Source organism: Thermodesulfobacteriota bacterium, assembly GCA_040753795.1.
Lineage (GTDB): Bacteria > Desulfobacterota > Desulfobacteria > Desulfobacterales > Desulfosudaceae > JBFMDX01.
This window is the reverse complement of sequence record JBFMDX010000008.1, coordinates 157,083-177,386: the sequence shown is the minus strand read 5'-3', so window position 1 is coordinate 177,386 and position 20,304 is coordinate 157,083. Positions and strand designations below refer to the sequence as shown.

The 20,304-nt window shown below is 51.1% G+C and carries 13 protein-coding genes; 7 read left to right on the top strand and 6 right to left on the bottom strand.

Translation table 11 applies throughout. The annotated features are described in order from the left end of the window. Positions 1-14: 14 nt before the first annotated feature. Positions 15-2,078, top strand: a complete 2,064-nt coding sequence (locus tag AB1724_11640) for a sigma 54-interacting transcriptional regulator (protein MEW6078457.1) — start codon at positions 15-17, stop codon at positions 2,076-2,078. Positions 2,079-2,132: 54 nt separating this feature from the next. Here the strand turns inward: AB1724_11640 and AB1724_11635 are convergent, their stop codons facing one another. The 4 genes from AB1724_11635 to AB1724_11620 form a co-directional block, all read right to left on the bottom strand. Beyond that, on the bottom strand, positions 2,133-2,933 hold the full coding sequence (locus AB1724_11635; protein ID MEW6078456.1) for a metallophosphoesterase: 801 nt from the start codon (positions 2,931-2,933) through the stop codon (positions 2,133-2,135). A gap of 103 nt (positions 2,934-3,036) precedes the next feature. Beyond that, positions 3,037-3,180, bottom strand: a complete 144-nt coding sequence (locus AB1724_11630) for a hypothetical protein (protein MEW6078455.1) — start codon at positions 3,178-3,180, stop codon at positions 3,037-3,039. After that, entirely contained in the window at positions 3,152-5,230 is a 2,079-nt protein-coding gene (locus AB1724_11625; GenBank protein ID MEW6078454.1) for a sigma 54-interacting transcriptional regulator, read from the bottom strand. The genes AB1724_11630 and AB1724_11625 overlap by 29 nt, the downstream gene beginning before the upstream one ends. Further along, positions 5,227-7,314, bottom strand: coding sequence for a sigma-54-dependent Fis family transcriptional regulator (locus tag AB1724_11620; protein MEW6078453.1), 2,088 nt, complete (start codon positions 7,312-7,314; stop codon positions 5,227-5,229). The genes AB1724_11625 and AB1724_11620 overlap by 4 nt, the downstream gene beginning before the upstream one ends. A gap of 252 nt (positions 7,315-7,566) precedes the next feature. Here AB1724_11620 and AB1724_11615 point away from each other — a divergent pair, with 252 nt between their 5' ends. From AB1724_11615 to AB1724_11595, 5 genes are all read left to right on the top strand, one after another. After that, a complete protein-coding gene (locus AB1724_11615) occupies positions 7,567-8,283 on the top strand; it encodes an enoyl-CoA hydratase/isomerase family protein (GenBank protein MEW6078452.1) in 717 nt (238 codons plus the stop codon). Positions 8,284-8,341: 58 nt separating this feature from the next. Beyond that, complete coding sequence (dctP, locus tag AB1724_11610) at positions 8,342-9,724, top strand: TRAP transporter substrate-binding protein DctP (GenBank protein ID MEW6078451.1); 1,383 nt, start codon at positions 8,342-8,344, stop codon at positions 9,722-9,724. A gap of 217 nt (positions 9,725-9,941) precedes the next feature. Further along, on the top strand, positions 9,942-11,648 hold the full coding sequence (locus tag AB1724_11605; GenBank protein ID MEW6078450.1) for an acyl-CoA dehydrogenase family protein: 1,707 nt from the start codon (positions 9,942-9,944) through the stop codon (positions 11,646-11,648). A 301-nt stretch (positions 11,649-11,949) separates the two neighbouring features. Then, a complete protein-coding gene (locus AB1724_11600; GenBank protein ID MEW6078449.1) occupies positions 11,950-12,744 on the top strand; it encodes a transporter substrate-binding domain-containing protein in 795 nt (264 codons plus the stop codon). Positions 12,745-12,861: 117 nt separating this feature from the next. Then, positions 12,862-13,587: an MltA-interacting MipA family protein gene (locus AB1724_11595; GenBank protein MEW6078448.1), complete on the top strand. Its 726-nt coding sequence runs from the start codon at positions 12,862-12,864 to the stop codon at positions 13,585-13,587. Positions 13,588-13,695: 108 nt separating this feature from the next. On the opposite strand, the gene AB1724_11590 is transcribed toward AB1724_11595, so the two are convergent. Beyond that, on the bottom strand, positions 13,696-15,753 hold the full coding sequence (locus AB1724_11590) for a sigma 54-interacting transcriptional regulator (GenBank protein MEW6078447.1): 2,058 nt from the start codon (positions 15,751-15,753) through the stop codon (positions 13,696-13,698). A gap of 118 nt (positions 15,754-15,871) precedes the next feature. Further along, complete coding sequence (locus AB1724_11585) at positions 15,872-17,956, bottom strand: sigma 54-interacting transcriptional regulator (protein ID MEW6078446.1); 2,085 nt, start codon at positions 17,954-17,956, stop codon at positions 15,872-15,874. Between the two features lie 188 nt (positions 17,957-18,144). Here AB1724_11585 and AB1724_11580 point away from each other — a divergent pair, with 188 nt between their 5' ends. Continuing rightward, the gene (locus AB1724_11580; GenBank protein MEW6078445.1) at positions 18,145-20,076 is read left to right on the top strand and encodes a C45 family autoproteolytic acyltransferase/hydrolase; all 1,932 of its coding nucleotides are present in this window, start codon (positions 18,145-18,147) and stop codon (positions 20,074-20,076) included. The last annotated feature ends 228 nt before the right edge of the window (positions 20,077-20,304 follow it).

Genomic DNA, 20,304 nt, shown 5'->3' with positions numbered 1-20,304 from the left:
GGAACTCGCAAGACATGAAAAACGAACCGAATAAATTACTGGATCAGGTCAGGCAGCGTATTTTCGATGAAAACAATCTTCAGGGAGCGTTGTCTGATATTTTCCATTTTATTTCAAAATTCGCCCCGGTATGGAAAATGGGCTGGCTCCAATTTCATTATGATTTTCAGTTGGTGCGGTTTATCGCCCAGGCCCTGGATACCGGCGGGGAAATCACCAATTTCATGTATGATACCCCCAGAGAGGTAATGGACTTTATCTGCAGCGGGGCCAACCCGGACATAAAAATTGTCAATGATCCCGAAAAAGACCCCGTCGGTATCGAGCTGTCGAAACGTGCCAAATCTGTTGATCATTCATCCCTGATCATTAATTTTAAAAACGCCGCCGGTGTTTATGCATCCGTGATGATCATTGCGGAAGGAAAGGACAAATTCACCGAAGAACATTCACGCCGGCTAGTTACGGTGAAAGAGCCTCTGCAACTGGTTTTAGACACCCTGATCAAGGACCACGAAAAGAAGAATCTGCACCCGGCCCAAAAAGAACCCGTGGATGACAAAAACGAATTTTTCCGCCAGGTCACCCGGCGATTATGCGGCCATCTTGACCTGCAGACCGGCGTAACTCATTGCCTTCAATATCTCAGCCGGTTTCTGCCCGCTGACGGGCTCCATGTCAGGCAGACGGAGCCTGGATTGCTTTCCGAGCGCGGACTGGCCGAAAGCTACGGCTTTTTTTTCCCCAAGTCAGAAACCCTTCTCCCCATGATCACTGAAGATTCACCATTCATTGAAAGCGGAGAACTTCTGAGAACACACATTATCAATCAGCCCGAACGCTACCCTCTGGCGCAAACCCTTTCTTCTTTTTTCGGAGATGACACGTCTTATATTTATATGCCCCTCATCCATAAACAAACCCGGATTGGCATCGCGGTGCTGGGCCTGGAAGGCAGGAATCGTTATACAGAAGAGGACATGAAGCTTTTCGAAATGCTCCACGACCCATTCGTTCTGGCGCTTTCAAACAATATCAAACACCGTGAAGTGATCCGCCTTAAGAACATCATTGAATCTGAAAAAAAAGACCTGCAGGAAGAATTACGCGATACAAGGAGCCAGACGATTATCGGTGCCGGCTCAGGCTTAAAAGGCGTTCTTGAGAACGCCCGCCTCGTGGCCGCGCAGGAAAGCCCGGTCCTGCTGACCGGAGAAACCGGTGCGGGAAAGGAGGTGGTGGCCGATTTCATTCACCGGAATTCTTCCCGCAAAGACGGCCCCCTGATCATGGTCAACTGCGGGGCCATCCCGGATACACTGGTGGACAGTGAACTTTTCGGCCATGAAAAGGGGGCGTTCACCGGCGCGGCCAGCCGGAAGAAAGGCCGGTTTGAAAGGGCCAACGGCGGCACCATTTTTTTAGACGAAATCGGGGAACTGCCGCCGCAGGTCCAGGTCCGCCTGCTCCGGGTGCTTCAGAACAAAGTGATTGAGCGGGTCGGCGGTATGGATACCATACCGGTTGATATCCGCATCATCGCCGCCACCCACCGCAACCTCGAGGAAATGGTGGCCAAAGGCCGGTTCCGGGAAGACCTGTGGTTCCGCTTGAATGTGTTTCCCTTGCGGATCCCCCCCCTGCGCGCCAGACGATCGGATATACCGGCCCTGGTGGATCATTTCATTGAAAAAAAATCCCGGGAGTTGAATCTCTATGAAAAGCCGTCCCTGTCGCCGGGAGCCATGAAGAGATTGACCGCTTACGACTGGCCGGGAAATGTCCGGGAACTGGAAAACGTCATCGAAAGGGAATTGATCCTGAGCAAGGGCAAGCCGCTGACGTTTCAGCATGTCATCCAGCAGCCGGCTGCGGACAACACTCCGGGAAGCGGCATCGAGGATGACGGCTTCCCGGATCTGGATGAAGTCAATATCCGGCACATCAAAAAGGCCCTGGCCCTTTCCCATGGTAAAGTCGGGGGGCCGGGCGGCGCCGCCGAACTGCTGAACGTAAAACCCAACACGCTTCGCAGCAGAATGAAAAAACTGGGCATTCCGTATGGCTGGAAGCGATAGGATTATGGGCAGGCAAAATTATTTATGAATGCCCCCGGAATTATAGCAGCGTTTTTATATGTGATTCCGGCTGATCAATTTCGGGGGGACATTACAGTTTTTCTCCCAGGATACATATCCGGGCTGCCAGTTTTTGTTCCGCATTGACAACGTGGGAACAGCAAGCCTTATGATGGGCATAGCCATCCTTGGGGTAGATGTCTGGGAGTAGACAAACCGATGGTTGTGACCATGAATAAACGAATGAAACCGGAACGGCTTCAGCAACATCTTTTCAAGCCGGCCTCTTTTTCCCATGCCGTGATGCATATCGCCGGATTCCCTCCATATGCTCCGGTGGGTGACCAGATGAAGTTTACAGCCTTTTGCATCTAAATCCGACAATACGGATGCGGCCCAGGAGATCTGTTTTTTGCTGATCCGGTTATTGCCCAGCAGCCCGAGTTTTTCCAGTTCCCCTCTATGTGTACTGCGGAGGGTCACAAAAATATTTTCCTGAAACTTAAAAATGGCGTCATAATCATTAACGGCCACAACCTCATCCTGTTTGAAAATGGGGGACAGCAAGTTTCGACACCAGGCCCGGGCTTTATTGTTCACCTTCAGATATTCTGCCATCCAGTTCCCGAAATCATGGTTCCCGGGCGTGAAGACAAGTTTCATTCCTCCATCAAGCAATTGCAGGATAAACGTCTCTGCCGCCTTAAATTCGTCTTTCGTGGCATTCTGGGTAATATCACCCACGATGATCACCAGTCTGTCCGGATTGATGTCCGGGTTTAAGGCATCACTTACAAATGAAGCCACATCTTCATCTCGATTGGCGCCAAAGTGAATATCCGATACAAAAAGCATATGTGCATCCTCTCATATTTTTTTTGGATTTTAAAATGGTCAATGGAAATGCTGCGGAGGAAGACGGGTAAGGATAAAGAAGGCAATAGCAGGCCTGCCCTTTTTACTCCCCGAACTCCCGGTAGAGATCAGGAAGTATTTGCGCGAGATGGTTATATTCCTGGGCGCAGTGAAGTGCCATTTGATAAGGCGTGTTGCGGGGAATGACCAGCTGTTTATTAAAACCGCTTTGATGTTTTCCAGCCATAGGAGATTCCCAGTTTGTCCATGCGGTGACGGAGGGTGCCGGGTTTAACCTTCAGCAGTTCCGCGGCGCCGCCGGGGCCGTTGATCTTGCCTTCAGTAAGGGCCAGGACGTTTCTGATATGACGGGCAAAGGCCTTGTCCATTTCCAGAACGTCCTCTTCCGGAACGGATTGATCTTGCGAATGACCGTCCGGCGGCCGGGGCACGATGTGCTCAAACGCGAGCGTCCCGCCTTTTTTCAGGATCAGTTCCCGTTCAATGACGTTTTCCAGTTCACGGATATTGCCCGGCCAACTATAGGAGATCAACCGTTCCAGGGCTTCGGCCGGCAGAGAGGGGTTGACCTGGAGCGTCATTTCACGTGATTTCTTCTCAACAAAATAATCCACCAGGGCCGGGATGTCCGACCGCCTCACTCTCAAAGGGGGGATGTGGATGGGAAAGACGTTCAGCCGGAACCACAGGTCTTCCCGGAATTTTCCGGCGGCGACCATTTCCTCCAGGTTGCGGTGAGTGGCGGCAATGATGCGGATATCCACGGGAATGGGCTCCGTGCCCCCCACCCGTTCGATGAGTTTATTCTGCAGCACCCGCAGCATGCGGACCTGGGCCGGGAGGGGCAGCTCGGCGACTTCATCCAGAAAAATCGTCCCCCCGTTGGCCCTTTCAAAGCGTCCTTTATTCTGACTGTCCGCGCCGGTAAACGCCCCCTTTTCATGGCCGAACAGTTCGCTGTCAACCAGCGTGTCCGGAATGGCCCCGCAATTCACTTTAATCAAAGGGCCGTTTCTTCGCGAAGATTGCCGGTGGATGAAATTGGCGATGATTTCCTTGCCGGAACCGGTTTCCCCTGTCAGCAATACCGGGCTGTCCCGGCCGGCCACGACCCGGGCACTGGCCATGACGCCTCTCAAGCCGGTGGTGCCGCCGATAATGGTGGTCTCCCTGGAGGAATGCAATTCCTCCTGAAGGTTTTTCTTCTCGTCTTCGATGATGTTCTTCAGCCGGATGACTTCCCGGTGCTTGATATGGTTTGAAAGGGCCAGGGAAAACGGGTCATGGAGCATGGAAAACAGCGCCCTCTGCTCCTCGGAAAAAGCGTCTCTGCCTTCCGTGACGAGGTTGGCCAGGCCCAGCGGCATCCGCTTATGGGAAAGATACATGGTAATCGCCGACCAGTTGGTCCCGAATGTTTTTACCGTGCGGTTCAGGGTGGGGTCGCGTTCCGGGCGATTGGTGATCACGGTTCTGGGGGCGGCTGTTTTTTCCGCGGGGCTGAGTTTCTCCGTGCCACGGGCGATCATGCCGGGATCGAAGTAGTTGAAAAAATGGGTCGGCCCGACCCCAATAATATCCGTATCGCCCTCCTGGTGATGCTTGTGGACGGACAGCATTGAAGCAGGAAAGAACCGGCTGAGGTATTGGAAGCAATGCCGGACACCGACCTCCATGTCAAGGTGACCGCATAACCGCCGGGTGACCTGGCGGAAAAATTCATATTTGTCTTCCACCGTCTCTTTCTGATCAAGGCCGCCGGGCCTGTTCTCATGGTCCCTGACCACAGCGTTCAGAAGCCATTTGTGCGCGTCATAGAAACCCGAGAGAAAAACGGAATGTTTTTCCGCATATCGGTGTTTGCCGGTAACCGTAAAAAATATGGCGCCGTAACGGACGGCCTGTCCCTTGATGGGCATGCCGATCAGCGACCAGTCCTTGAAACCGGACCGCGCGATAATATTCAGCCCGACCGGATCTGTTTCCGGTTCATTGATCATGTAAATGGCGGGCATGTCCTCCGATTGCAGGACAGCCAGGAGGTCGCCGGGCGCCGGAACGATAAAATCCGTTTTCTCGCCTCCCGTTGCACTGGCCTGGGCGATGATTCTCATGTGTTCCCGGCCAAGGTCAAACAGGGCCAGGCTCATCCGTTCCGCGGGAAGATGGTTTTGAAGATAATCGTAATACGCGTAAACCGCTTCGTAGATATCTCCCTCTGGCTCAGCGGCACGTTCTTTGATCTGGTTTAAAACCGTATCGGCTTCGTTTCTCATGGTTTATTCCGCAAATGGTTCCGCTTTTTCAGGCCGTACGGGATGCCGAGCTTTTTCATCCTGTTCCGGAGCGTGTTGGGCTGTATGTTCAGCAGTTCCGCTGCTCCGCCCGGACCGTTTATTTTTCCGTTGCACATGGTCAGGATCTTTTTAACGTGCCGGGCGAAAAATTCATCCAGCCCCAGAACATTATTTTTTGAAATTGTATTGTCCGGAGACTTGTTGCCTGACAGTCGGGGGTTGATATTCTCAAATGTCAGCGCCTCCCCCCCGCTGAGGATCAATTCTCTTTCAACCACATTTTCAAGTTCGCGGACATTGCCCGGCCAGTCATAAGCGGCCAACCGTTCCATGGCATCGGCAGACAGGGACGGCCTGGTATGGAGCTTCAGGCCAAGTGACTTTTTTTCAATAAAATAATCCACCAGGGCCGGGATATCCGACCGCCTTGACCGCAACGGCGGAATCCGGATGGGGAAGACATTCAGGCGAAACCACAGGTCTTCCCGGAACTTCCCGGCAGCGACCAGCTCTTCAAGATCGCGGTGGGTGGCGGCAATGACACGGATATCCACTGATACGGGCGCTGTTCCCCCGACCCGTTCGATCACTCTGTGCTGCAGCACCCGGAGCAGGCGGACCTGGACCGGCAGAGGGAGTTCCGCGATTTCATCCAGAAAGATCGTCCCCCCGTGGGCCCTTTCAAAGCGTCCCTTTTTCCGGGTGTCCGCGCCGGTGAAGGACCCCTTTTCATGACCGAACAGTTCGCTGTCAACCAGCGTGTCCGGTATGGCACCGCAGTTGACCTTGATGAAGGGACCGTTTTTGCGTAACGAATTGCGGTGGATGAAATTGGCGATGATCTCCTTGCCGGCGCCGGTTTCACCGGTCAGCAATACCGGGCTGCCCTGATCGGCCACCAGGCGGGCATGCTCCATGACACCCGCCAGGCCCAGGCTGCCGCCGACGATCGTATCCGCCGCATGGTAGTGCAGTTCTTCGGCCAGGTCCTTTTTCTCTTCTTCGATCAGGTTCTTCAGCCGGATCATTTCACGGTGTTTGATATTGTTTGAGAGGGCCAGGACAAAGGGATCGTGAAGCAGCCCGAACAGCTGCATGTGTTCTTCCCGGTAACGGTCCTTTCCTTCCAGCCCCAGTACGGCTACCCCGATGGCCTTTTTATGGTGCATAAGGGGCATGGAGATACACGATATTTCATGGCCGAACATCTGCGTGTAGGGCTGCATGGAGACAGACTGTTCCGGCCGGTTGATGATGCGCAGCCTCGGGGTTCTCCGCCGGTCAGCAGGATGGCGTTCCCTGGTTAGCAAGGGAATCAGGGTCCCGGACTTTTGATGAAATACGCCGAAGCTTTCCGCGAGAACCCGCTCGGACTGCAGTTCCGGTTCCAGCTGTCTGACGATTAAACCATCAGCCGGCAGAAAACGGCTGAGGTATTGAAGGCACTGGGTGACACCGGTTTCCAGATCAAGGTTACCGCATAATCGCAGGGTGACCTGGCGGAAAAATTCATTTTTGTCTTCAACCGGCTCTTTTAAGGTGGGGTCAGGGATTTTCTTTTCATTATCCGTAACGAGGATATCGGTAATTTTTTTAAGACGCGCCGCAAAAGACATGAGCGGGCGGGTATGCTCTGGCCTGTACCTGTCTTTTCCGTCCGCATAGATCGCTACCGAGGATAACGTATCCGCGCGGTTGTGGAAATTGATGAACATGGCCGACCAGTCAAACAGTTTGGCGCGCCGGGAGACCTCTTTTCCGACGGGATCGATTTCCGGTTGATTCATGATGTGGATTTCAGGCAGGGCGTCGCTGTTCAAAAACTCCACGATCTGGGCGGGGACATCGTACATGAAATTGGTTTTTTCGCCGCCCGTTTCAGAAACCTGGGCGATGATCCGTATCATCTTCAGGTCATAGTGGGTCTGAACCCAATGAATTTTATCGACCGGAATCCGGCTTGAAATCGATCTGAAAATATCATTCAGCTCTTCCTGAAGATCAGCTTCATCAGGAAGCGTTTTCTTGTCTGTCTGTAATTCAGCGTTCAATCGGGTATTCATTTTTTTGCCTCTTTATCGTGTTACATCATAGGGCAGATTTTCCGTATTTGGCAACCAAGAATCCGCATTTGGTAAAACAAAGCCGCTTATTATTATAAACCTTTGAATGTTTTGGTTAATTATTATGGCACGATTAATGCTCTGCAAGGCGCAACAACTTACGGATGGGCGTTTGTTGAGGCCCCCGATCATCTGGATATACCGGCTGAGTCGTAATTTAAGAAATATGAAAATTAACAGAGGAGGAACAGGATGAAATATCTGGACTTAAAGAAAGACGGCAACGTCTTTGTGATCACGTTAATTGACGGTGAGAATAAAAACACCTTTCGCAGCGAAGCGCTGGTTGAATACAATCAGATCTTTGATGAAATTGAAGGCTCCCCGGGCAACGCTTCCATGGTCATCACCAGCAGTGACCCCAAATTTTTTTCCAACGGCATCAATCTCCAGTGGTTTTCCTCTGTCAGTGTTGAGGAACGGAATGATTTTTTATACCAGGTCAAGATGACCCTGTTACGGGCGTCAACCCTTAACCTTCCGACCATTGCCTGCATCACGGGCCACGCCTATGCCATGGGCGCCATCATGGCAAGTTCGATGGATTTCCGGATAATGCGCGCGGACCGTAGCCGTTTCTGCTTTCCGGAAGCCACCTATGGCATGCCCCTGGACGACCCCCTGATTGCCCTGATCAACAACCTGTCCAGCCCGGCCGCTGTCAATGAAATGGTTCTTTCAGGAAAAGCCCTTACCGGGGAAGAGTGCCTTGAAAAAGGCCTTGTTCATTCCATTTACCCGGAATCTGAGCTTTTTGAAAAGGCCATGGCGTTTGCCCGGGACATGGCCTCAAAGGAACGAAGCAACTACGCGCTGATCAAGAACAACCTGAAAAAATCACTCAAGGACATGTATAACAACTGGTGTATGGATGCCCCTTCAAAACCTTCATTGAGTATGGCTTCTTAGAACAATTTGCCGGGTTAGTCCGTATATTTCATCAGCTTTTACACCACGGAAGACGTCCATGAAAAACGCACATTACCGGAGTACCGGCCTATACCTTTTCTGTTTTTTAATCCTGTTGAGCCATTTTGCCCTGACGTTTAACGCTTCAGCAAAAGAGTTGTCACCCGAAGACATGCAGCGAACAACAGAAGAAACCATGACGGCGATAATGACCGGCCAGGAATTCGGCCCGGGCCTGACAAACGAACAACAGGCCCTGAGAGGCTTGCTTGAAAGGGGAGTGATCACCAGCGCCCAGCTCGAGTCCATGGTGGAAAAGACGATGTTGCCTTTGCTCAATCGCCACAAAACGTCACGATATGTTCTCCTGGAAGCCGGAGAACGGGTAAATACGTCGTTTGCTCCTTATATAAACTGGGAAAGGTGCAGAGAAATTGCCTGGAAGGCAGGCGCGAGCATTGTTCCTGATGGCGAGGAAGTGCTGCTGAAAATCGGGACCCTGGCTCCGCCCGGAACACCATGGCTGACCATCCCCGATACGGTTCTGTTTCCCCGGATTGCCAGGTTAAGCGACAACAAGTTCATCGTAAAAATTTTTGGCGGCGGCGTTATGGGTGAGGATACGGATATCTTGAGAAAAATGGACATCGGCCAACTCGACGGCTGCGGCTGCACCGCACTTGGGCTTCTGGCTTCAGGGCCCGATATTTCCGTGTTCCTGCTGCCGGGGCTGTTCAGTAATTACGAAGAAATAGACTATATCAGGGAAAAGTTCAGAAAACGTATCGACGAGGCTTTTGAGAAAAGAGGGTATATCCTTGGCGCTTTCATTGATACGGGCTTTTTTTATATCTTCTCCAGAGAAAAAATAAAAGGCCTGGATGATTTGAAGAAACAAAGTTTCATCAACTGGTTCGGCGAGATGGAGACCGCCCTGTATGATGAACTCGGGATTACTTCCACGCCGGTTTCGGTACCCGAAACGATATCGGCCATAAGCACCGGACTGGCCAACGCCAATATGGCGCCCCCGGCCTGGATGCTCGGGATGCAGGCCTATCAGTACGTAAACTATTATATCAAAACACCGGTGCTGTATTCACCCGGGGTCATTGTTATCAGTGCCCAGACGAAAGAGCGGATCCGCAAGCGTTTTGCAACAACCGAAACTTTTGCCTTCAACGTTCAGGAAATGTTGATTTATGAAGTTTCCACCATTGAAAATGATTGGAAAAAGTTGAGCCGGAATTATGAAGAAAAATGCCTGCAGGCATTTGAACAGCGATGCGGCATCAAAGCCGTCGAGCTCTCGGTCGAAGACCAGAAGACGTTAAAACAGGCATCCCTGAACGTTCATGAAAAACTGGCCGGCAAGCTTTATCCCCGCGACCTGATGGATGACATAACCAAGGCGCTCGCGCAATACCGGTCTCAAAAGTAACCCAGCGGAGAACTTTTTCTGAAGATCTGTTTCACCGGTGTGGCCTCGTTATATTATGGATTAAGAATTGTGGCACGATTGGTGCCATACCGCGGAAAACTATTGAGGGGCCCTATTACCATAAAAGGCATTTTGAACAAACGTCATTTATTCAAGAGGAAGAGAAAGAAATAGGCAAGAAGGACAACTGAATGGAGAAACAAAAAAAGGAGTCACGATGTTATTGCTTAACCCGAAGAAGTATCAAGACAGAAAATATCCTGATGAGCGTTCCAGAGAGATTATGCTCAAGACCATCGCGTTTTTTGAAAACAAGGGTCTTAAGAAAATGAAGGAAGACACCTACGCTGCCGATTTTACCTATGACTTTGCGGCGTTTGTAAAAAAGGAGAGAATTTTTGAGACCCTTTTCCTGCCCAAGGGCTATGGCGATAATGACCAGTATTACAGTACGTACCGGATGTTTGAGTTTTCGGAGATATGCGGATTTTACGGCGCCGCCTACTGGTACATGTACCATGTTTCCACGCTCGGGCTGGACCCTGTTTTTCTGGGAGATAATGAAGACGCCAAGCGAAAAGCGGTTGCAACCCTGCGCGAAAACCCCCTTTGCGCCTTCGGCCTGTCTGAAAAAGAGCATGGCGCCGATATCTATTCCACGGAAATGAAGCTTTACCCCCAGAAGGACGGCACCTATCTGGCCCGGGGCACCAAGTATTATATCGGCAACGGCAATGAGGCTTCGATCATTACGGTGTTCGGGAAAATGGCGGATACGGGTGATTATGTCTTTTTCGTCGTCGACTCCCATCATGAGAAGTTCGAGTGTGTGCGGAATGTCATCTATGCCCAGAACTATGTGTCTGAATTTATCCTGCACGACTACCCCGTAACCGACGCGGACATTACTTCCCGTGGGCCCAAGGCATGGGATGACATGCTCAACACGATCAATATATGCAAGTTCAACATCGGGTCCGGGGCCATCGGTATCGTCACGCATTCTTTTTATGAGGCCCTGAACCATGCCGCCCATCGGAACGTGTATGGTAAATTCGTCACTGAATTCGCCCATGTGAAACGGCTTTTCATGGATTCCTACTGCCGGCTGGCCGCCATGAAGCTTTTCGGCTTGCGCGCGACTGATTACATGCGGGTGGCAAGCCCTGAAGATAAACGATACCTGCTTTACAACCCGGTGATGAAAATGAAGGTGGCCATACAGGGCGAAGAGGTCCATGAGATGCTGTGGGACATCATCGCGGCCAAGGGGTTTGAAAAAGACAACTATTTTTCACAGGCGGTAATTGAGTTAAGAGGTTTCCCGAAACTGGAAGGGACCCGGCATGTCAATATGGCGCTCATCGCCAAACTGATGCCGAACTATTTTTTCAATCCCGGCAAGTTTCCTGAGGTGGGCAGAATCACTGGCGCTGAAAACGACGATTTTCTTTTCCATCAGGGGCGCACCCGCGGATACGGCAAAACCCAGTTCCATGATTACCATATTGCCTATAACGCCGTTGATCTGCCGAACGTTAACGTGTTTAAAGAGCAGATCAAAACCTTTGCCGATTTCCTGATGATATCGGGCATGGAAATAGCCGACCAGATGATCAATGATTTTGATTTTCTGCTGGGCGTAGGCGAGATATTTACCCTGGTGGTTTACGGCCAGCTGATCATCGAAAGCGCCAGGATGGAGAAGGTCGAGGATGATCTGCTGGATTCCATCTTCAATGTTTTCGTGCGTGATTTTTCCCGGTATGCCCTGGATATTTACGGCAAGGCCACTTCAACGGAAGCGCAGAAGGAACAGTGCCTGAAAATGATCAAGAGCCCGGTCGCGGATAAAGAACAATTCGATCGTGTTTTGAAAACGCATGTTTACTCCCTTGTGGATGAGTATATAATGAACCCATAAGATCTCTTCAAATTTTAAAGGGGCGGGGGCTTGTCCCCGCCCCCTTCTTTTGGATTTAGTCCATATCGCCGGGTGGGACCAGACCCAGGCGCAAAATAAACAGGGCCGGCAAAGAGGCGCCTGTCTTCTCCTGCTGCGACGACAATCTGAAAAAACCGGGTGGACAGCCGTCCGGACATAGGCGGCCATTATTGTGGCCGGTCTCATCAGTCAGCAGTAGGGAAAGCCGGGTACGCGCTTCAGGGGCGGCGACCGTCTTGACCTGGTCCTTTATCAACAGCAAACAAAAAAGGGAGGTCGTATGAAGAAGTCATTATGCGCGTTGATCGGCTTAATCACTGTTTCAGCCCTATTTATTGTAAACACCGGCGAGTCGAGAGGCGCCTCAAACATCATTACGGTCAGGGCCGATACCTGGCCCCCGTATAATGATGACCCGACATCCACCCTTCCCGGCTCGATGGTAGAAATCATTAAAACCATTTACCAAAAGGCAGGGTATGAAGTTGATTATCAGGTCATGCCATGGGCCAGAAGTGTCATGGCGGTGGAACAGGGCACATTTGACGCGATTATCGGCGCGACGACAGAGTGTCCCGGGTGTATAACCCCCAAGGAATCCATCGGCGAAATGATCAATCATTTTTATGTAAAAAAAGGCAGCAATTGGAGATATACCGGTCCTGATTCATTAAAAACGGTTTCGGTGGGCGTTATCGCTGACTATTCTTATACCGATGATTTTGACGCCTACATGGAGAAGAATAAGAATGATCCTAAAAAAATTGATGTGATGTATGCTGATGAACCCCTGCAGAAGAACATTAAGAAACTGCTGGCGGGAAGGCTTGACACGGTCATTGAAAACACACTTGTTTTCCCCTGGACAGTCAAAGCCATGGGGCTCAAAGAAAGTGATTTTGAAGACGCCGGCGAACTTGAGAACAGTAAACTCGAACTTTTCATAAAGTTTTCTCCTCATCAAGAGGCCTCACAGGCCTATGCCGATATTTTTGATAAAGGAATGAAAGAATTAAGATCGTCGGGTGAGTTAAAGGAGATTCTGGCCAAATACGGAATGACGGACTGGAAATGATTTCACAGGGAACAAGGTGTCGGCTGATGTTTTCTTTTGGTTTGTGCGCATGCTGTAACCGATAGCAGCAGGAAAAACACTGACCAAGCAACCTGATTTTTATAAGGATAAAAGGCCATGAAAAAAACATTATTTTATCTGGCGGCGGTGGTTGTTTTAATGACGGGCGGACAAGCCCTGGCGGCCGAAGCGACCGGGGCGATTGATGTGAATTCAGCCTATGTCTGGCGTGGCATTACCTTTAATGACGGGCTGGTGGTCCAGCCCAGTATTGATGTGACCAGCGGCGGTTTCGGCATAAACGTCTGGGGGAATTATGATGTCGGCGACTATGACAACACCCTTGATGATAACGAGTTCTCCGAAATCGACATTACGCCCTATTATGGGTTCAGCCTGCAAAATGTGGAGATTGAACTGGGACTGGCCGAATACCTGTTCCCGGCCGGCGAAGACGGCACCCGGGAGCTCTATGCCAGCTTGGGATGGCCCGTCCTCGGAGGACTGTCGCTGGGGTTGGCCGCTTACTGCGACGTCGATGAGGTGGACGGCTGGTATGGCAATCTCTCCGCCTCTTACGGCCTGGATGTGACCGACGCCCTCGGCGTCGAAGTTTCAGCCGCCGCCGGTTTGGCGGATACGGATTTCGCGGAAGCCTATGGCGGTGATGACGGCGGCTGGTACGATTACTGTTTTTCGCTGAAGAGCGCTTATACAGTCAGCGACGCCTTGAGCCTGGAAGCCTCCATTAACTATAGCGACACTCTGGACAAGGATGTGCTGCCGGATGATGTGGTCGACACCAATTTATATGGTGGTATCAGCGTCGCTTACACTTTTTAGTCATGACCTTTGTCCTGGTTAAACCCTGAATCCGGGGGGCAAGGCATCGCTGCCCCGGATCCTGTTTTTCCGATATGCCCTGGGTATTTACGGCCAGGCCACTTCAGTTTATTTTCTCTTTTCCCAGCCATAGACAATCCCCAGTTTATCCATCCGGTGACGGAGGGTGCTGGGTTTGACTTTCAGCAATTCGGCGGCGCCGCCGGGGCCGTTTATTTTGCCGCTTGTCAGGGCCAGAACGTTGGTGATGTGCCGGATATACACTTTATCCATTTCCAGGTTTTCATTTTCCGGAAGCCCGTTGTCCGGGGCGTTAACTTTCGACAGATGGAAGTCGATGTTCTGAAAGGTAAGCGTTTCTCCCTTGCTGAGGATCAATTCTCTTTCAACCACGTTCTCCAGTTCACGCACATTCCCCGGCCAGTTATAAGCCGTCAAAATCTTCAAAGCGCCGGGCGACAGGGACGGTCTCTGGGATAGATTCAATTCAACGGATTTTTTTTCAATAAAATGATCCAGCAGGGCCGGAATATCCATCTTACGCGACCGCAAGGGGGGGATTTGGACGGGAAATACATTCAGGCGGAACCACAGGTCTTCCCGAAACCGCCCGGAAGCGACCATTTCTTCCAGGTTGCGGTTGGTGGCGGCAATGACGCGGATATTAACGGGTATGGATTCAGTTCCTCCGACCCGTTCGATGATTTTATGCTGAAGCACCCGGAGCAGGCGGACCTGGGCGGCCAAGGGCAGCTCGCCGATCTCATCCAGAAAGATCGTCCCCCTGTCCGCTCTTTCAAAGCGGCCCAATTTCCGGCTGTCCGCGCCCGTAAATGCTCCCTTTTCATGACCGAACAGTTCGCTGTCCACCAGCGTATCCGGTATGGCCCCGCAATTGACCTTGATAAAGGGACCATCTCTTCTTGACGAGTGCTGATGGATGAAATTGGCCACCATCTCCTTGCCCGTACCGGTTTCACCGGACAACAAGACCGGGCTGTCCTGACCGGCGACGAGGCGGGCATTTTCCATAACCCCCCTCAAGCCTGAATTCTTACCGATGATCGTATCGCCTCGAAAGTCATGCAACTCCTCCTGCAGGACTTTTTTCTCGGCTTCGATGGCATTCTTCAGATGGATGATTTCGCGGTGTTTGATATTGTTGGAAAGGGCCAGGGCAAAAGGATCGTGGAGCATGGAAAACAAGGCCATGTGCGTTTCATTATATTGATTCCTTCCCTCTATGGAAATGGAAGCAAAACCGAAGGGCATTCCGTCCCGATACAGCGCCATGGAGATGGCCGACCAGTCGGCGCCGAATCTTTCCACATAATCGCTGAGCAGCGGATCTTTTTCGGGTTGATGGGTGATGATGACCCGGGGCAAAGCCATCATTTCCATCAGGTTCGCTTTTTCCAGATTCCAGGGTATGGTGATATCCCCGTAATGAAAGAGGCCCGACCATTTAACTACGGTAACATCCGCTTGCATATCCTGGGATAACTGGCCGGCCATCAGTGAAGTGGCGGGTAAAAACCGGCTGATGTACTGAAGGCAGTGCAAGGCACCGGTTTCCAGGTCAAGATGCCCGCATAATCGCCGGGTGACCTGGCGAAAAAAATCATGTTCGTCTTCAACGGGTTCATATTCACGGTAACCTGAAAATGTAATCCCATATTTTTGAACGGCGATTTCAAGCAGCCATTTATGTTCATCATATAAATCTTTAAGCAGGAAAGAATGGTTTTCCGCAAATTTTTTCCGGGAATTGGCAACAAAAAGGATGGCTCCGCTTACCACATGATGTTCTTTAATCGGAAGAAAAATCAATGACCAGTCACTGACCCCTTCGAAATCAATGATCGCTCTGCCGATGGGATCTGTGTCTGGTTCATTGATCACATATATCTCAGGCAGCTTGCCTTGTTTCATCAAATCCAGGAGCTGCTCCGGGACCTCGTAGGAGAAATTCGTCATTTCACTCCCGGTTTCAGACACCTGGGCGAATATCCGCATGTATTTCTGATCAAAATCAAATTTCGCCAGACTGATCTGATCAACCGGCAGGAACTCATGAAGACACTCATAATACGCGCACAGCGTCTCACCGATATCCCCTTTTGAAGATAATCTCAATTTTACCTGGTTAAAATCGTAGTCCATCATCGGCTTCCGGTTATATGGTTTTACGTTTGGTTCTTTTCCAGATTAGTTTGAAAAGAAGAATTGAACCCTCGAACCCATTAGCGCCTTATTGAGAGGGTTGATTTACCCTGGTACTGTTTCAACGAATCGGGAGATGATCCTGACTGCTTTTCACGCCGAAAGGGATTTTCAGCTTTCTCATTCGGGTGCGCAGCGTGCTGGGATTAATATTGAGTAATTCCGCGGCGCCCCCCGGTCCTTCTACTTTTCCGTTGGTGAGGCTCAGAACCTTCTTAACGTGACGGGTAAAGATTTCATCCAGTCCCAGAACATTATCTTTCCAAAACACGTTGTCCGCAGGGCTGTCTTTTGACGGCATATGCTCGATGCTCTGGAACGAAAGCGCCTCGCCCCTGTTGACGATCAACTCCCTTTCAATGACATTTTTTAATTCGCGGATATTTCCCGGCCATTCATAAGCGGTCAGTCTGCCCATGGCACCGAATGACAGGGATGGTTTGTGAGAGAGCTTGAGTTCACGGGATTTTGTTTCGATAAAATAATCCACCAGGGCCGGGATGTCCGTTTGCCTTGACCGCAAAGGGGGGATCCGGATGGGAAACACATTCAGCCGGAACCACAAATCCTCCCGGAATTTCCCGGACGCGACCATCTCTTCCAGGTTGCGGTGGGTGGCGGCGATAATACGGACATCAACCGGTATGGTCTCGGTGCCGCCCACGCGTTCAATAACTTTGTTCTGCAGAACCCGGAGCAGGCGGACCTGGGCCGGCAGGGGCAGCTCCCCGATTTCATCCAGAAAAATCGTTCCGCCGCTGGCCCTGTCAAACCGGCCTTTTTTCCGGCTGGTCGCGCCGGTGAAAGCCCCTTTTTCGTGACCGAACAGTTCGCTGTCCACCAGCGTATCCGGTATGGCGCCACAATTCACCTTGATAAAAGGGCCATGATTTCTAGCCGATTTCCGGTGGATGAAGTTGGCGATCAGTTCCTTGCCCACGCCGGTTTCACCCCGGAGCAATACCGGGCTGTCCTTATAAGCCACCAGGCGGGCGTTTTCCATGATCTCTTTCAACCCCAGGCCGGCGCCGATAATGGCCTGGCTTCTGGTGTCCTGCAATTCTTCCTGAAGGTCTTTCTTCTCGGCTTCGATCATTTCCTTCAGGCGAAGGACTTCGCGGTGCTTGATATTGTTGGCCAGGGCCAGGACGAAGGGATCATGGAGCATTTCAAAAAGCCGCCGGTGTTCTTCCGTATAACGCTGCCTGCCTTCCAGACCCAGTACCGCAATACCCAGCCGGTTTTCCTTGTGAATAAGGGGCATGGCAATAAACGATATGTCCTCACCAAATAATTGGGTATAGGTTTTTGCAAAAGGGTGGTGATCGGGCTGATTGATAATACGTGTCTCCAGAAGTTCCCTGCCGTCCTTGAACAGCGAATCATCCGCGGCCAGAGGGACAAGGGATTCTGACTGCGGGCGAAAGAAACCATAGCTTTCAGCCAGTATGCGTTCGGAAAGCAGCTCCGGCTCCACCTGCCTGACAAAGAGCCCGTCGGCGGGTAAAAACCGGCTGAGGTATTGAAGACATCCGGCGAGTCCGGATTCCAGATCCAGGTGGCCGCATAATCTGCGGGTGACCTGGCGGAAAAATTCGTTTTTATCCTCCACGGGTTCTTTCCGGGAAGGAGGGAGGTTTTTCTTTTCGTGGTTTTTAATCAGGATATCCAGAACCAGGCCAAGGGGTTCTTTCAAGGCAAGCAGCCGACGGGAATGTTCCTCCGTAAAGCGGTCTTTACCTTCCGCCGTTATCATTGCGGAGCCATAAGCGCCGGAGGCGTTTTTAAAGATGACAAACACGGCTGACCATTCAAAATGCCGGGCACGCGCGGATATTTCGCTTCCGACGGGATCTTTTTCCGGACGATTGACAATGTAGATGTCAGGGTTTTCCCCGCTGCAGGCCAGATCCATTATCTCTTTCGACGTTTCATACATGAAATTGGTCAGTTCCCCTCCGGCCGGCAGGGCCTGGGCAATAATTCTCACCAATCGAAGATCCTGGTGATATTGGAGCCAGCTCATTTTCCACAGTGGGGCGATTTTTGAAATATAACCGAAAGTATCAGACAGCACTTTCTGAATATCGGTTTCATTGTTTATGCGCCGCATTTTTTGAAGAATGGTGTTCATGTCTATTGCCATGTGAATATCCTATCACAACCTTCCATATTCAACAACCTTCCACATTCAACAGGCAAAGCTTCCGTATTCAACGGAATCGTAGCAATTATCAAAATAACATACTGAAAATTAAATATTAATTTTTAGGCACGGATAATGCTCTATTTCTTGTATTCAGCTTTTATAATCTCGAAGAAGAGGGGGTATTCATGATGAAAAACAGAACCAAACATTTTACCTTTTCCCTGATACTGATGGTGTCACTGGCTGTTTTCGCGGGTATGGTGTTATGCGGACAGGCCCTGGCCGCGCGAACATACGCGCCCGATGGAAAAGGGTACCTTGAGTATATTACCACCGATACAGGCCATCAGCAGCCTTTTCTTCACCTGGAGGGCACCGGATATGAAATGGGGTTTCAGCACGGGTATCTGATGGGAACGGCCTGCACAAACACCTTGTCGGAGGCGTTTTTAATTGATTTTTGTTCCGAATATATAATGGAGCTGGGTGATTTTGGAGACATTATCGTCAACCTTCTTTTGGCAGATGTCGGCGAATGGGTGGGGCTGGATTATGGTGAGTCCGGCATGAGGCCGGCCGACTTTTTGCTTTTTGCGTTCAAGCGGATTGCCAAACACAATGAACAATACATCCCGCCGGAATATCTTGATGAAATGCGCGGTATTGTCGACGGCGCCGCCGCGGTGGGGGTCGTTCTGGATTATGAGGAAGTTTTACTTGTCAATGTCGGTTTTGACGCGCTGTTAAGTTTTGCCTATCCCCTGGCTACCCCGGTGCTGGCGACAGCCAGTGCGCTGGGTCAGGTGACCGGCATTCAGCTGGCCTGCAATGCCTTTGTCATGGACGGCAACGCCACCGTGGGCGACAGCCTCTATATGGGCCGGGACTTCATGTTCAGCGGACAGCGTCTTACCGACAATCCGCTGATTTATGAATTTTGCGGTGACGGCAGAAACCGGGTCGTCAGCGTCGGTATCACCGGCCTCATCGGGAGCATGGCCGCCATGAATGAAAAGGGCCTGGGCATTGGCATGGACATGGTGCCGTCCGGGGATTGCACCCCGGCTGATTTTGGTATGGGATGCCTGCTCACCGCCCGTCACGCCATGGAACAAGCCGACGAGCTGAGCCAGGGCCTTTCGGTTATCCAAAACGCCAAGCGAGGGGTTTCCTGGCTGTACGTCCTGGCCGACGGCCGGGGTGTCGAGCGCGGCGGCGCGTCCGTGGAGACGTCGGCGCACCATGTGTATACCCGGTACATGGATACGCCTCCCGCGGACCCTTTTCTGCAATTGCTCATGCCTTCGAATGTTCGCCAGCAGGAGAGCTACCCGGACTTCGTGCTTCAAACCAATCATTATGTGCTGCCGGATATGTATTTGAATGTTCCGTTAAATGTTGGAGAAGCGGATTCGGTGCACCGTTATGACAGGATGATGGAAATTTTCAAGGATCCTAATCACCCGTTGGGGGGATACGGAACCTATGATTTTGACAAGGCCTTTGATTATATCAACTGGATGTATTTGACCGGTGAAGAAAATGAAACACCGGACAGCAGAGTCGATCAGAGCACGACCCTGTTTGACCTGACTACCCTGAGAATGAAGACCTTGTGTGGCCCGACCTTTGCCCAGGGAGCGACGGAGTATGCCCTGCCGGCCGACCCCCCGCCGCCTTCCGCCTTTTCTTTTAAATCATATCATGGAACCTATTTTTGCGCGGAAAACAACGGCGGCAATACCGTCAATGCCAACCGGACCGCCATCGGTGACTGGGAAAAGTTTGTCGTGACCGGCACGGACGGCAAAACAGACAATATCGCTGACGGGGAGACGGTTACCATCCGCACGGGAAAGAACTATTATTTCAACGCCAAGAAAAAGGTCAAGGTTCTGTGGTGGTACACGGGCGGCGGGCTGGATGCCGACACCACCGCCCCCCAGACATTTAAACTGATCAACCACACCCGTCCCGGCGGGACCTTGCAGAACGGTGACCTGATATCCTTGAAGACTATTTACAGCACATACGTGGTTGCCGAAAGTGACGGCGACGCCCTGGCCGACAGAACATCCATCGGCAACTGGGAAAAGTTTAATGTGATTTTTCACTAAAAACGGCCATATAAACTCCATAAGACAGGGACAACGGGCATCCCCCTTTTGAGAGGGAGGAGGCCCGTTGTCTAACAAAACAACCCTTATCTTATATGACAACTTGCCATATCCCACAGCCAGTTCTTCCTTATTCGGTAATTTCAAAGCCAGTAAAAACAATAAGATATTGAATAATATTGATTATTTTTTTCGGCATGATTCATGCTGTTAAGATTATGATAAAAA

Bases quoted from the DNA above. Each gene is read 5' to 3' on its own strand.
- AB1724_11640 (MEW6078457.1), top strand. From the start codon at position 15: ATGAAAAACGAACCGAATAAATTACTGGATCAGGTCAGGCAGCGTATT.
- AB1724_11635 (MEW6078456.1), bottom strand. From the start codon at position 2,933: ATGCTTTTTGTATCGGATATTCACTTTGGCGCCAATCGAGATGAAGAT.
- AB1724_11630 (MEW6078455.1), bottom strand. From the start codon at position 3,180: ATGGCTGGAAAACATCAAAGCGGTTTTAATAAACAGCTGGTCATTCCC.
- AB1724_11625 (MEW6078454.1), bottom strand. From the start codon at position 5,230: ATGAGAAACGAAGCCGATACGGTTTTAAACCAGATCAAAGAACGTGCC.
- AB1724_11620 (MEW6078453.1), bottom strand. From the start codon at position 7,314: ATGAATACCCGATTGAACGCTGAATTACAGACAGACAAGAAAACGCTT.
- AB1724_11615 (MEW6078452.1), top strand. From the start codon at position 7,567: ATGAAATATCTGGACTTAAAGAAAGACGGCAACGTCTTTGTGATCACG.
- dctP (MEW6078451.1), top strand. From the start codon at position 8,342: ATGAAAAACGCACATTACCGGAGTACCGGCCTATACCTTTTCTGTTTT.
- AB1724_11605 (MEW6078450.1), top strand. From the start codon at position 9,942: ATGTTATTGCTTAACCCGAAGAAGTATCAAGACAGAAAATATCCTGAT.
- AB1724_11600 (MEW6078449.1), top strand. From the start codon at position 11,950: ATGAAGAAGTCATTATGCGCGTTGATCGGCTTAATCACTGTTTCAGCC.
- AB1724_11595 (MEW6078448.1), top strand. From the start codon at position 12,862: ATGAAAAAAACATTATTTTATCTGGCGGCGGTGGTTGTTTTAATGACG.
- AB1724_11590 (MEW6078447.1), bottom strand. From the start codon at position 15,753: ATGATGGACTACGATTTTAACCAGGTAAAATTGAGATTATCTTCAAAA.
- AB1724_11585 (MEW6078446.1), bottom strand. From the start codon at position 17,956: ATGGCAATAGACATGAACACCATTCTTCAAAAAATGCGGCGCATAAAC.
- AB1724_11580 (MEW6078445.1), top strand. From the start codon at position 18,145: ATGATGAAAAACAGAACCAAACATTTTACCTTTTCCCTGATACTGATG.